The organism is Pseudomonas sp. AN3A02 (assembly GCF_011765255.1).
Taxonomy (GTDB): Bacteria; Pseudomonadota; Gammaproteobacteria; order Pseudomonadales; family Pseudomonadaceae; genus Aquipseudomonas.
Window position 1 is genome coordinate 2059693 of record NZ_JAARNI010000001.1, and the last position, 13048, is coordinate 2072740.

At 60.7% G+C, this 13048-nt stretch carries 9 protein-coding genes and 2 pseudogenes; 4 read left to right on the forward strand and 7 right to left on the reverse strand.

All coding sequences use genetic code 11. The features are described from left to right. Positions 1-142: 142 nt before the first annotated feature. Positions 143-3502: a dermonecrotic toxin domain-containing protein gene (locus tag HBJ59_RS09545; RefSeq protein WP_167663373.1), complete on the forward strand. Its 3360-nt coding sequence runs from the start codon at positions 143-145 to the stop codon at positions 3500-3502. Between the two features lie 12 nt (positions 3503-3514). On the opposite strand, the gene HBJ59_RS32000 is transcribed toward HBJ59_RS09545, so the two are convergent. From HBJ59_RS32000 to HBJ59_RS09555, 3 genes and pseudogenes are all read right to left on the reverse strand, one after another. After that, on the reverse strand, positions 3515-4336 hold the full coding sequence (locus HBJ59_RS32000; RefSeq protein ID WP_372241461.1) for a methyl-accepting chemotaxis protein: 822 nt from the start codon (positions 4334-4336) through the stop codon (positions 3515-3517). Between the two features lie 36 nt (positions 4337-4372). Further along, positions 4373-5194 (reverse strand): annotated as a pseudogene (locus HBJ59_RS32005) (cache domain-containing protein); the annotation flags it as partial. Positions 5195-5264: 70 nt separating this feature from the next. Then, positions 5265-6584, reverse strand: coding sequence for a Na+/H+ antiporter family protein (locus tag HBJ59_RS09555; protein ID WP_167410187.1), 1320 nt, complete (start codon positions 6582-6584; stop codon positions 5265-5267). A gap of 1537 nt (positions 6585-8121) precedes the next feature. Between HBJ59_RS09555 and HBJ59_RS32010 the strand changes: the two are divergent. Beyond that, a pseudogene (locus HBJ59_RS32010) lies at positions 8122-8268 on the forward strand (HAMP domain-containing protein); the annotation flags it as partial. A gap of 102 nt (positions 8269-8370) precedes the next feature. Further along, positions 8371-9126 (forward strand): methyl-accepting chemotaxis protein, encoded by a 756-nt coding sequence (locus tag HBJ59_RS32015; RefSeq protein ID WP_371132963.1) that lies wholly within the window; start codon positions 8371-8373, stop codon positions 9124-9126. Positions 9127-9167: 41 nt separating this feature from the next. Here HBJ59_RS32015 and HBJ59_RS09565 read toward each other — a convergent pair whose 3' ends face one another. Genes HBJ59_RS09565 through HBJ59_RS09580 form a run of 4 tightly spaced genes read right to left on the reverse strand, consistent with a single transcriptional unit; the run spans position 9168 to position 11780 of the window. After that, the gene (locus tag HBJ59_RS09565; protein WP_167663375.1) at positions 9168-10484 is read right to left on the reverse strand and encodes a sensor histidine kinase; all 1317 of its coding nucleotides are present in this window, start codon (positions 10482-10484) and stop codon (positions 9168-9170) included. Then, positions 10481-11149, reverse strand: coding sequence for a response regulator transcription factor (locus tag HBJ59_RS09570; protein ID WP_076016748.1), 669 nt, complete (start codon positions 11147-11149; stop codon positions 10481-10483). Before HBJ59_RS09570 ends, HBJ59_RS09565 begins: the two co-directional genes overlap by 4 nt. After that, positions 11149-11472: a PepSY domain-containing protein gene (locus HBJ59_RS09575; protein ID WP_003219549.1), complete on the reverse strand. Its 324-nt coding sequence runs from the start codon at positions 11470-11472 to the stop codon at positions 11149-11151. Before HBJ59_RS09575 ends, HBJ59_RS09570 begins: the two co-directional genes overlap by 1 nt. Next, positions 11472-11780, reverse strand: coding sequence for a PepSY domain-containing protein (locus tag HBJ59_RS09580; protein WP_008432789.1), 309 nt, complete (start codon positions 11778-11780; stop codon positions 11472-11474). The genes HBJ59_RS09575 and HBJ59_RS09580 overlap by 1 nt, the downstream gene beginning before the upstream one ends. A 159-nt stretch (positions 11781-11939) precedes the next feature. Between HBJ59_RS09580 and HBJ59_RS09585 the strand changes: the two genes are divergently transcribed. Beyond that, a complete protein-coding gene (locus HBJ59_RS09585; RefSeq protein WP_167663376.1) occupies positions 11940-13019 on the forward strand; it encodes a patatin-like phospholipase family protein in 1080 nt (359 codons plus the stop codon). Positions 13020-13048 lie beyond the last annotated feature (29 nt).

Below are 13048 nucleotides of genomic sequence, written 5' to 3' on the forward strand. Positions count from 1 at the left end.
TTCTGCAGCTGCCCCACCGCCCTTTGATTATATTCCTCCCGCTCCCCTCGCTCTCACACCATCGCCCTCTATCGGGTCCCAGGCGAGGTCGGTGCACCAGGAGCAACCGGCGCAGGCGCCCCGCGTCACAGCTGCCTCCCCCATGCCACCGAACGTCCATGCCATTTATCCAGCGGTAGTCGCACGGTATGTATTTGGAAGGGCACCTACCGATCAAGCCGCGTTCCTCCAGCAGTACACGCAACTCAACACGCAAATCAATCGGTTGCGGGCGCAACAGCCCACCTTCAGTAGCTTCTTGGGGCAGCAAACGCCAAAGCAAATCGAGGCGCTGCTGTCACATCCAGAGCCAGGCAAAAAACTCGCTCAGCAATTCTCCGAAACCATCAACCGGTTCTGGACAACTCAGCGCCCCCCTGAGCGCAACTCGACCTCACCTCAAAACGAGCTGATCAACCTGCACCGAGACATGCTCTCCAACCTGGCAGCCCTGGGGGCAACCAACGGCACACTGAGCCCACAAAGCAAAACGCTGATCGACAACGCGTTTCGCTTCCCGACCCTGGCGGCCCGGGAAACCGCTTTCCCTCCTGGCAACAGGCTGGGCGTGTATCCAATCACGGTGGATGACAACACCGCCGTGGGTGCGCGCCTGGCCGGTGCCTTCATGATTAGTCGCAATGACGGCTCCGCCGCCGAAGCGCCGCACTGGCCCAACGGGAGCAAGAGCATCCTGGCCGACGAGCGCAATGGCCCCGTGGTGCTTTACACGCCGGGAGAAGGCTTTGAAGAGTTCGCAACCCCTGCGCAACTGCACACGATGCTGGCGCAACGAATCAACAACGGCGGCATCCCGGCAACACTGCTGGCGCAAACCCTGCCTTTATCGGTGGAAAACAAGCGCCAGCCGTTGTCCGGGGACGATCTGGCGCTTGGTTTTGCTCCCGTCCCGGGGGACGTTGTCGTCGAAGTGATACCTCAGCTATTCCAACGCCAGACAGATGAGCTGGAAGCCACTATTGTGGGGTTATTCAAAACCTACCCAGCCTTGTTAAGCCGACCAGATGTGCATGGCGCTATACAGGATGCAGCCAACTGGGCCGCCCCCATGGACGGCAACAATGCATTGCTTGCCGAGTATGAAAGGCTGGAAGAAAAACAACGTCCATCATGGTTGAAAGAGCTGTCGCTCCTCCATGAAGGCCACTATCAATACCTTGAGGGTGTGGAGCAGCGCAGCCTACAGACGCTGACGCCGCTGCTGGAAGACATTCCCTCCCTGCAAGCGTTTGCCAAACAGAGGTTGAGCGCCGCACTCAAGGAAAAATACCCGACAGCCAATTACGACCCGGACCAGATCCAGGTGAAAATCACCACACGGTCCAGAATTCATAGCGGTAGCCGGGCAGGCTCCTACACTGATCGCACCGTCGATACCCAATACCTGTCATTGACTGACTTCTCGCTGAAGAATCCCACCGCCTGGCCTGCGGCAGACAGCCATCAGCACACCTCAGTGACCATGACTGCCCCGTTAATTGACGATATGGGCCTCGACCTGCTGGATGACGACTTCAACCCCATTACCTGGAACACCGCAGAACTCAAAGCTTTCGCAAGCGAGATAGATGTCGGCGGCAACTATGTCAAATTGCTCCAGCAACGAATGGCGCCGGATGCCCAGGAGGGAGAGCCCGGAAAACTGCGCACGGCGTGGAAAGCCACTCTGACCGATTCCATGAACAAACAAGCCTTTTTGGGGCAATTGAACCGGCACGCTTATCCGGAAGATTCCGAGGGGCCTCAGTGGGTACAGGCTGTCCTTGATTATCCGGACGCCGCCACTCGACCGCAGGTGGATGGCAAAACCATTGTCGCCCATACCGTGAGCGCTCACGGCCTGCCTCTTCAGGGTGTACTCGCCATCGGTAATGCTCCGGAGTCGGCGCTGGTGTTGTATAGCCCTGACGCTCCCGACGGCGTGTCATTTCGGCAACTTGCCAGTCAGGCAGCCCTCGAAGAACTGTTCAACCAGCCGCAATGGAAAACCTACGCCGAAAGCAAAGCTTCGCCGATCAACCCCAATAGCCTGAAGGCCACTCTCTCCGATCTGCTGCAAAAAAATATTCCCAACGTGCTGGATCGTATAGCCAAGGCCAAGGAGATGGCGAGCAGCGCCTACCTCAAACCCATCCAGGGCAATGTCCTGGACGCCCTGTACAAACAGATGACGGAAATATTGATCGACAAAGCCGACTTCAGCTCTGTCAGCACCGCTGAGGTGGAAAAGGAGTCGACCCACAATAAGGTAATGTTCGGTATCGCAGTAGGCACCGCGCTCATGGACGTCCTGCCCATTGTCGGCAAAGGCGTATCCACTGGCGTCAGGCTGGGCAGGACCGGACTGAAATTCATCAATGCGCCGGGCCAGTCCATCGTCAAAATTCTCGACAAACCCAACCGGCTGGCCATGATTTATGCACGATACGCAGGCCGCACGACTAACACTGCAACCAATGCCAGCCCGATTCTACGACCCGTATTGCGGTTACCGGCGGCAGAAAGCGCCCTGGCACCACTGATACCCCGTACACCTCCCGCCATTAAGGCAACCACCGCCCAGTTGCCCGACCTCAGTAGTCATGCGGTGCCCGAGAACCTGCTTGCCGGTAGGCCGAAAAGGGGGGACGGCACCTATCAGGTCGGCGAACAGTTCTACATCCGGTATACCGATGGCACCGGCATCAACAGGCCGTTTCAAATAAGCCGGAACTACAAAGCCGAGGGCGGCATCGTCCGCGTCATTGATCCGCAAAACCAAAAACAGGTCGCGTTCCTGCACCGGACAAACGATGGCACGTGGCGAGTCAGTAAATTGCGTGGGGGAGGAGCGACAACCAATGGAGCGAGCTCGCATGCCAACGGCTATCAGGCCAGCCGCCCTTCCCAGGCGACAGCCAAACGCCCCCTTTCCCAAGGCAATGGCGCTGCATCATCCAGCACCGCCAGCAATCCGGCTGCACAACCAGACGCAGCCAACAAACGGCCTCGGCTGGCCGAAAGTTTTCCGGGTGAGAAAGCTACGCTGGAACCGCCAGTCAAAGGCCAGAACGTTTTTTATCACTACACGGGGAAAAAAGGTCATTCAGCCATCCTTGCCAGTCGTAACCTGTCGCCCTCGAGCAGCAAGTTGACCGGAGAACGCCTGCCTGGAAACCAGGGAAGGCATTACTTCACGGATCTGGCACCTGATGACAAGGCAACCGCAGAGATTTCCCGGACCATTTTCGGGCGCCGCCAGTACGGTAATGCACTGGATAAAATGACCCACTACTACGAGATAAACACCTCGGGCCTGCAAATGGTGCGAAGCCCGGACAACCCGCATATCTTTTATGTAGACACGCGATTTGATGTGCCCTTGAAGTATCGGACCGCGCCCGGTTCAGACTTGGTGGACCGCGTCATCGCCCATGGAGAAACCCCCTATAACCCGGGTTGATGCCCCCCCCGGTCAGATCCTGAACTGCCCCACCAACTGACCCAACCGCTGCCCCAGGTCCGCCAGGCTGCGGGAGGTCTGGGCACCCTGTTGGGTTTCATCCGCCACGCTGTCCACCGCCACCGCGATCTGATGCACGCTGCGATTGATTTCTTCGGCCACGGCGGTTTGTTCTTCCGCCGCACTGGCGATTTGCGCGTTCATCGAGTTGATGGTGCCGATCAACTGCGCCATGGTGTCCAGGGACGCACCGGCTTCGTTGGCCTTGGCAGACGTGCCGTCGCCGGCGTCGCTGGAGCGGCGCATGGACTCCACGGCGGCTTCGGTGCCTTTTTGCAGACGGTCGATCATGCCCTGGATTTCCTGGGTGCTTTGCTGGGTGCGGCTCGCCAGAGCCCGTACTTCGTCGGCGACCACGGCAAAACCACGACCGGCCTCCCCTGCCCGCGCGGCTTCAATGGCGGCGTTGAGGGCGAGCAAGTTGGTCTGCTCGGCAATCGAGCGGATCACACCCAGCACACTGACAATCGAGGAAACGTCCTGCTGCAAGCTGTCCAGGGACACGCCGCTGGTGCGGATGTCGTTCACCAGCGCATGAATCTGCGCAATGCTGCCGTCCACGACTTTTTTCGCGGCTTGGCCTTCGGCGTCAGTTTGCTGTGCCGCCACCGCTGCACCTTGAGCACTGCGCGCCACTTCGTGGGCAGCAGAAGACATTTCGTTGATCGCGGTAGCCACCTGGTCCGTCTCGTGACGCTGGCGCTCCATGGCTTTCTCCGAGCGATTGGCTTGCTCGGCGACCTGACTCACCAGGCCGGTAAGCTGGGAGGTCATTTCGGTAATCTGCCGCACCAGGCCGTGGATCTTGTCGACAAAGCGGTTGAACGAACCGGCCAGTTCCCCCAGCTCGTCCTGACTGGTGATAGCCAGGCGGCGGGTCAGGTCACCCTCACCGGCCGCGATGTCGTCGAGATTGATCTTCATCAGGTGCAACGGCCGCAGGATGGTATTGGCCACCAGCATGCCCACGGCGGCGATCACCAGCAGCACCACCACGGCAATCCCGATGATGCTCAGCACCACGCCTTCCATGCGCTTCTCGACCTTGGCCTGAACCTCGGCGACCTGGGCGTCGATACCGTCCAGGTTCACCGACGTACCGATCACCATGTCCCATTTGGGCAGGTATTCGGTGTAGCCGAGCTTGGGCACCAGCTCGGTCTGGCCGGGCTGTGTCGAGCTGTATTGCAGGTAGTGGGTGCCGTCCTTGCCGACCTTCACCAGGTCGCGGTTGACGTAGACGCCATTCGGGTCGCGGTTGTCCTTGAAGCTTTTACCGACGCCGTCCGGGCTGTTGCCCTTGAACAGGCGAATGGTCTCGGAGTCGTAGCCGAAGAAATAACCGTCCTTGCCGTAGCTGGTGTTGGACAGCAGCTTGACCACCTGCGCCCGCGCCGCCGTGTCGCCCTGGGCGGCAGCGTCGTACAGCGGCTTGATGGTGGTCATGGCCACCTCGACGTAACCGCGCAAGGTGGTCTTGGCGTCGTTGAGCAGGTTCTGACGGGTTTCTTCAACCTCGTTACGAGCCTGCTCCCGGAGGATCCAGACCGTGGTCAGGCTGATGATCACGGCAAACAACAACACGGGCAGGACAGCAAGGGACAGTACTTTGGCCTTTAGACTCAGACGCATGGCTCTTCTCTCTTAAGGGACAACTTAAGAGGTTAACGGCTAGTAACAATAAATCTGTAGGACAATCCCGTCAGAGCGTCATCGCGGCAAACCAGCCAAACGCCAGCAGCGGAATGTTGTAGTGCAGGAACGTCGGCACCACGGTGTCCCAGATATGGTGATGCTGGCCGTCGATGTTCAAACCCGAAGTCGGGCCCAGGGTGGAGTCCGACGCCGGTGAGCCCGCATCACCCAATGCCCCGGCCGTGCCGACGATGCACACGATGGCCAGCGGACTGAAGCCCAACTGCACGCACAACGGCACAAAGATCGCCGCGAGGATCGGCACCGTGGAAAACGACGAGCCGATACCCATGGTCACCAACAACCCCACCAGCAGCATCAGCAACGCGCCCACACCGCGGCTATGGCCGATAAACGCCGCCGAGGCTTGCACGAGTGTCTGCACTTCGCCGGTGGCCTTGAGCACTTCGGCAAAGCCTGACGAGGCGATCATGATGAAGCCGATCATCGCCATCATCTTCATGCCTTCGGTGAACAGGTCATCGGTGTCGCGCCAGCGCACGATGCCCGACACCGAAAAGATCAGGAACCCGGCCAGGGCGCCGATGATCATCGAGTCCAGCCACAGCTGGATAATGAACGCCGCCGCAATCGCCAGGCCGGCCACCAGCAGGGTCAGCGGGTTGTACTGCACCGCCACCTGCTCGACCCGCTCGATTTTCTCCAGGTCGTACACGCGCTTCTTGCGGTAGCTGATAAACACCGCCACCAGCAGGCCGACCACCATGCCCAGCGCCGGGAGGCCCATGGCGTGGGTGACGTTGACGTGGCTGATGTCGACGCCGCTCTTGGCCACGTTGGCCAGCAGGATCTGATTCAGGAAGATATTGCCGAAGCCCACCGGCAGGAACATGTAGGGCGTGATCAGGCCGAAGGTCATGACACAGGCGATGAGGCGGCGATCCAGTTGCAGCTTGGTCAGCACGTATAAAAGCGGCGGTACCAGCAGCGGGATAAACGCGATGTGGATCGGCAGGATGTTCTGCGAGGCGATGGCCACCACCCAGAGCAGGCCGATCAACAGCCATTTGACGTGACTGCCGCCCGTGGCTTCCTGGCGATCCACCAGCAGCAGGGCTTTGTCGGCCAACGCATGGGCCAGGCCGGATTTGGCAATCGCCACGGCGAACGCGCCGAGCAACGCGTAGGACAACGCTACCGTCGCACCGCCACCCAGCCCGCTGTTGAACGCCTTAAGCGTTGCGTCGATGCCCAGGCCGCCGGTCAGTCCACCCACCAGGGCGCCGACAATGATCGCGATCACCACATGCACGCGGGACAGGCTGAGCACCAGCATCGTGCCGACCGCGGCGATTACTGCATTAATCATCGTTACCTCAAGACAGAAAAAACTAAAAAAAGCACACACCTGCCCGGGCTGCTGTCGGGAACGGCTGCCGCAAACCAGGTTTTAAAGGAGTTTTATTAGAGGGCGCGCACTTTGCAGCACCCGGCCTGGCTTGTCAAAACTGTGGGGAGAAGGTTTGTCAGTGGTTAGGGGGCTCGTCTGTGGCGAGGGGCTTGTCCTGTGGCGAGGGGGCTTGTTCCCCGTTGGAGTGCGCAGCGCTCCCGCTTTTTTTGGGGCCGCTACGCAGCCCAACGGGGGACAAGCCCCCTCGCCACACAAACAAGTTTAAATTGATCGTTTGAATAAAGAAAAATCCTGGGCGGCCGATACAGGCAGATCGTCTCTGTCGTATCGAAAGGTTAAGGAAGGCTCCATGTCGCTCAGACAGCTGTCCATTCAATGGAAAATTACCCTGCTGGCCGGACTTTGCCTGCTGGGCATCGTGACCTTGCTGGTGGGTCTCTCGCTGTACCGCATGGCGCAGAGCTCCGACCTGGTGAAGGCTTCCAGCATGGAAATGCTCGACGAAGCCGCCCAGGCACGCATTGAAGCCCAGGGTGAAGTCCAGGCATTGGGCATTCGCCAGCAGTTCATGGACGCCTATCAATACGGCCACGGTTTTTCCCGCCAAGTGCTGTTCCTGCGCGAACAGGCCGAGAAACGCTTCCTGGATGCCTTCGACCTGCGCGAAGACCTGACGCGCCAGGTCAAGGCTGCGCTGCAAGCCAATCCGGAACTGCTGGGCTTGTCCCTGGTGTTCGAGGCCAACGCACTGGATGGCAAGGACGAGTTGTTCGCCAACCAGCAAGAGCTGGGCAGCAACGACAAAGGCCGTTTTGCGCTGTACTGGTCGCAGCCGACTGCGGGCAAGCTGACGTCGATGTCGCTGCCCGAAAGCGACATGTCCGACACCAGCGTCGGACCCAGCGGCGAAAAAGCCAACGCTTGGTTCACCTGCCCGCGCACCACACTCAAGCCGTGCGTGATCGAACCCTATTTCTATGTGATCGACGGGCAAAAGGTGCTGATGACCAGCATCGTCTTCCCGCTGATGGTCAACGGCAAAGTCATCGCCTCGCTGTCGGTGGACATCAACCTCAACAGCCTGCAAGCCGTCAGCCAGGGCGCCAGCCAGAAACTCTATGACGGCCAGACCAGCGTCAGCATCATCAGCCCGGTGGGCCTGCTGGCCGGCTACAGCCCGGACGCCGGCAAACTCGCCCAGCGCCTGGACGCCGTCGACACGGCCAACGGCGCGCAGTTGATCAGTTCGCTTTCCACCAGCACCCAGACCCGCAGCGTGCGCACCGACCATCAACTCAAGGTGCTCGCGCCGTTCCAGCCGATCCCCGATGGCAAACCGTGGGGCGTTCTGCTGGATGTACCGGAAAAAGTCCTGGTGGCTCCGGCTGAAGCCCTGAAGTCCAAACTGGATGCCGACAATGCGAAAGGCACCCTGCTGGAACTGAGCCTGGGCTTGCTGGCAGCAATTATCGGCCTGTTACTGGTGTGGCTGATGGCCCGCAGCGTGACGCAGCCGATCCTCGGCGTGGCGCGTATGCTGGAAGACATCGCCAGTGGCGAAGGCGACCTGACCCGGCGCCTGGCCTACGACAAGCACGACGAACTCGGCGAGTTGGCCGGCTGGTTCAACCGCTTCCTCGACAAGCTGCAGCCGATCATTGCCCAGGTCAAACGCTCGGTGCAGGACGCCCGTGGCACCGCTGACCAGTCGGCGGCGATTGCCACTGAGACCAGCGCCGGCATGGAGCAGCAATACCGCCAGGTCGACCAGGTGGCCACCGCCTCCCACGAGATGAGCGCTACCGCCCAGGACGTTGCCCGCAGTGCAGCACAAGCCGCCCAGGCCGCCCGCGATGCCGATCAGGCCACGCGTGAAGGTTTGACCGTGATCGACCGCACCACCACCAGCATCGGCCATTTGGCCGCAGACATGAGCACCGCGATGACCCAGGTTGAAGGCCTGGCCGCCAACAGCGAGAAGATCGGTTCGGTACTGGAAGTGATTCGTGCGATTGCCGAGCAGACCAACCTGCTGGCGCTGAACGCCGCCATCGAAGCTGCCCGTGCGGGTGAAGCCGGTCGTGGTTTTGCGGTGGTCGCCGACGAAGTGCGCAATCTGGCGCGGCGTACCCAGGAGTCGGTTGAAGAAACCCGCCTGGTGATCGAGCAACTGCAAAGCGGTACCCAGGAAGTGGTCGGCTCCATGAGCAACAGCCATCGCCAGGCCCAGGGCAGCGTCGAACAAGTGGGCCAGGCCGTGACCGCCTTGCGCCAGATCGGCGATGCGGTGACGGTGATCAGCGACATGAACCTGCAAATCGCCAGCGCCGCCGAAGAGCAAAGCGCGGTGGCCGAGGAGATCAACAACAACGTGGCGACGATTCGCGATGTGACGGAGTCGTTGTCCGAGCAGGCGAATGAATCGGCGCGGGTCAGCCAGGCGTTGAACAGCTTGGCGAATCAGCAGCAGGGCCTGATGGATCAGTTCAGGGTTTGATGACACACCGGTGGTGAAGAAGCTTGCTTCTTCACCACCTGCTAGTGGCGACGTGGCAAGTCGATTACTGCCTTTAAACCACCAAATTCGCTTTCTTCAAGCCGCAGCACCCCGCCCCACACCTCAACAATATCCCGCACGATCCCAAGCCCCAGACCATGCCCGTCAGTCTGCTCATCCAGCCGCGTGCCTCGGCTGAACACCTGGTCGCGCTGGCTCTCGGGAATCCCCGGCCCGTCATCTTCCACCACCAGCCGAAAGCATTCCGGGGTTTCGCTGATGCTCAACACAATCTCCTCGTCCGCCCATTTACAGGCGTTGTCCAGCAGGTTGCCCAACAACTCCAGCAGGTCTTCGCGGTCCCACGGCAACTGCAAACCAGGCGGTACGCGGTAACTCAAATCCAGGTGTTCGCCATGGATCATGTTCAGGGTCGCCAGCAACCCCGGCAATTCGCCATCGCAGTCAAACAGGGCCCCGGGCAGCGTCTCGCCGGCCAGGCGCGCACGATTGAGTTCGCGATTAAGCCGTTGTTGCACCTGCTCCAGCTGTTCGCGCAGCAGCTTGCTCAGTTGCGGATGGTCCTTGAGCTGCTCACTGGATGCCACGCTCAGCAACACCGCCAATGGGGTTTTCAACGCATGGCCAAGATTGCCCAGGGCATTGCGCGAACGTTTGAGGCTGTCTTCGGTGTGGGCCAGCAAGTGGTTGATCTGCGCCACCAGCGGTTCCAGTTCTACCGGCACCTGGGTGTCCAGTTGCGAGCGCTGACCTTGCTGCAGTTGCGCGATCTGGTTGCGCGCGGTCTCCAGCGGGCGCAAGGCGCGGCGCACGGTGACCCGTTGCAGAAGCAGGATCAGCAACAGCGCCGCCAGTCCCAGCACCAGGCCGATCTGGCGCATCAGGCGAAAGCTTTCCCTGACCGGGGTGTAGTCCTGGGCCACGCTGATGGAAATCGATTGGCCAAAACGCTTGTAGTCCGAACGCAGTACCAGCAACTGCTGGCCTTCCGGCCCCAATTGCAGGTTGCCCTTGAGCCCGGCTTGGGGCAGTTGTGGCAGTTCCTGGTCCCATAACGAGCGGGAACGCCAATGGGTGTCGGCAAAATCGATACGGAAATAGTGCCCGGAAAACGGCCGTTGATAAGCAGGAGACAGCCGCTGTTCATCCAGTTGCACGCCCATAGGCCCGCGCACCAACGCCACCAGCAGGTTTTCGCTGTCGTTGCGCAACCCCGATTCCAGGTAGCGTTGCAGGCCCATTTCGAACAGCCACAGGCTGGTCTGGGCCAGCACCAGGCCGACAATCACCATTACGCTGATCAGCCCAAGGCTCAGGCGCCGCTGGATCGACTTCACGCAGGGCTGGCGCCGAAACGGTAACCCTGGCCGCGCCGGGTCTCGATCACGCTGCGGCCCAACTTGCGGCGCAGGTGATTGACGTGGACCTCAAGCACATTGGAGTCACGCTCAGTCTCGCCATCATATAAATGTTCGGCCAAATGGCTTTTCGAAAGGATTTGCTCGGGGTGCAGCATGAAATAGCGCAGCAGCCGAAACTCGGCGGCTGTCAGTTGGATCTCCTCGCCATCGCGCATCACGCACTGGCGGCCCTCATCCAGGTGCAAGCCGGCAGCTTGCAAGGTGGGCTGATTGGCCTGGCCATGGGAACGGCGCAGCAAGGCCTGAACACGCAGGTGCAGCTCTTCGGGGTGAAAGGGTTTGCTCAGGTAATCGTCGGCGCCCGCCTTGAGGCCTTCGATGCGCTCAGCCCAGGAGTCGCGAGCGGTGAGGATCAGCACCGGCGTGGCCAGGCCGGCGGCACGCCACTGCGTCAACACTTCAAGCCCGGGCAAACCCGGCAGGCCGAGGTCAAGAATGATCAGGTCGTAGGGTTCGCTGCGCCCCTGATACACCGCGTCGCGCCCGTCCGCCAGCCAGTCCACGGCATAGCCCTGGCGATTGAGCCCGGCCATCAGCTCATCGGCCAGGGGTACGTGGTCTTCCACCAGAAGCAGGCGCATCAGTCGTCTTCCTTGTCTTTGAGCAGTTGACCGGTGTTGGCGTCGAGTTCGATCTCGCGCACCACGCCTTCGACCGTCAACAGTTCGATTTCATAGATAAAGCGCACAGGACGATCCTTGTGCTCTTCAAGCTCTGCATCCAGCAGCTTGGCGCCCGGGTAGCGCTCGAAAGCCGGGCCCAGCAGATGCTCAAGCGGCGCGATCACGCCCTTCTGGCGCAGGCGCAGTGCTTCATCCTGGCCCAGGTCCCGAGCGGCCAGGCCTGAGCAAAATGCCAGGAGCACCAGCGCCACTTGAACGCTGGTGCGTAGATTTACCTTCATTACGTATCCTGATGATCCTTGAGGACGGCGCCGGTGACAGCGTCCAGTTCCAGGTCCCACTCAACGCCCTGGGCGTCGCGCAGTTCAACCTGGTAAAGGTATTTGCCGTATTCCTCTTCAAGCTCGGTTTCATGCACGGTGGCACCGGGATGTTTGGCCAGTGCGATAGCATTGAGCTTCTCGAAAGACACAATGGTACCAGCGTCGCGCAACTTCAGTGCTTCGTCCGGCCCCAGGTCGCGAGCCTGGGCGACGCCAGCGGTGAGGGCAATGATACTGCTGGCGATCAAGGCTGTGAGGGTTTTCATGGTGAGTCTCCGTTTCAGGATATTTTGCCTACGGGGCTCACCGTACTGGATCCAACTTAACTGAAACTGAATTGCCACCATGGCAATTCTCTGCGAGACCTTTGCCTGCAACCAGGCCAGATTTTCTATACTGACCTGCTCGCGGTAAATGAGACCGGTATGACTGCTATCCATATGAAGTTCCCCGCCTTGACCCTCAAGGCCGGTAAACGTGCGTTCTCGCGCATTCGCGAACAAGGGCTTGCGCCTGCGGAGGTCGGCATCCTTCCCGGCGCCGCCGGTGGCCCCAAGGCCCTGGGCATCCAGGGTCTGGACCTGGCGCTGTTCGGCGACTGGCTTCCCCGCGCGCCACGGGAACGTGCGCTGATCGGCGCCTCGATTGGCTCCTGGCGGTTTGCCAGTGCGTGCCTGCCCGACCCGGTACAAGGCCTGCTCGACCTGGGCCGGCTGTACAACGAACAGCGCTTTGCCAAAGGCGTGACCATGGCCGAAGTCAGCCAGAGTTGCGTGCGCATGCTCGATGATTTGCTGGCCGGCCGTGATGCCCGGGTGCTTGATAACCCGAACTACCGGCTGAACATCATGGTGGTCAAAAGCCACGGCCTGCTGGCGGACGATCATCGCGGTCGCCTTGGTCTGGGGCTGTCATCGGTGATCGCCGACAACTTGCGGGGCCGCGCGCGGTTGTCCCGGCACTTCGAACGGCTGATCGTCCACGACCCACGCCAAGCGCCTCCGCTGCATGCGCTCAAGGATTTCCCCTCGCGCTTCCTCGATCTGGAACTGGGTAACCTGCGCCAGGCGTTGCTGGCGTCGGGTTCTATCCCCATGGTGATGCAAGGCGTGCGCGACCTGCCGGGCGCCGGTGCTGGCACCTATCGCGATGGCGGCCTGCTGGACTATCACCTCGACCTGCCCTACCACGGTGATGACATTGTGCTGTACCCGCACTTCACCGACCGGGTCATTCCCGGCTGGTTCGACAAAGGCTTGCCGTGGCGCCGCGCCAATCAACAGGGACTGCAGGATGTATTACTGCTGGCACCGTCGAAGGAATACCTGGCCCGCCTGCCCCACGGCAAACTGCCGGACCGCAGCGACTTCAAGCGCTTCATGGGCGATGACCCGGGCCGCAACAAGTACTGGCAAACCGCGATGAGCGAAAGTCAGCGGCTGGGGGACGAGTTTCTGCAACTGGCCGAAACCGGGCAATTGGGCGAGCGCCTGCTGGCCCTCTGATCAAGCGGTGTGCGCGGCGAGGTCACAAA

Coding starts and splice junctions, on each gene's coding strand:
- HBJ59_RS09545 (WP_167663373.1), top strand. CDS start 143: ATGCCACCGAACGTCCATGCCATTTATCCAGCGGTAGTCGCACGGTAT.
- HBJ59_RS09585 (WP_167663376.1), top strand. CDS start 11,940: ATGACTGCTATCCATATGAAGTTCCCCGCCTTGACCCTCAAGGCCGGT.
- HBJ59_RS09570 (WP_076016748.1), bottom strand. CDS start 11,149: ATGCGCCTGCTTCTGGTGGAAGACCACGTACCCCTGGCCGATGAGCTG.
- HBJ59_RS32000 (WP_372241461.1), bottom strand. CDS start 4,336: ATGACCTCCCAGCTTACCGGCCTGGTGAGTCAGGTCGCCGAGCAAGCC.
- HBJ59_RS09580 (WP_008432789.1), bottom strand. CDS start 11,780: ATGAAAACCCTCACAGCCTTGATCGCCAGCAGTATCATTGCCCTCACC.
- HBJ59_RS09575 (WP_003219549.1), bottom strand. CDS start 11,472: ATGAAGGTAAATCTACGCACCAGCGTTCAAGTGGCGCTGGTGCTCCTG.
- HBJ59_RS32015 (WP_371132963.1), top strand. CDS start 8,371: ATGGAGCAGCAATACCGCCAGGTCGACCAGGTGGCCACCGCCTCCCAC.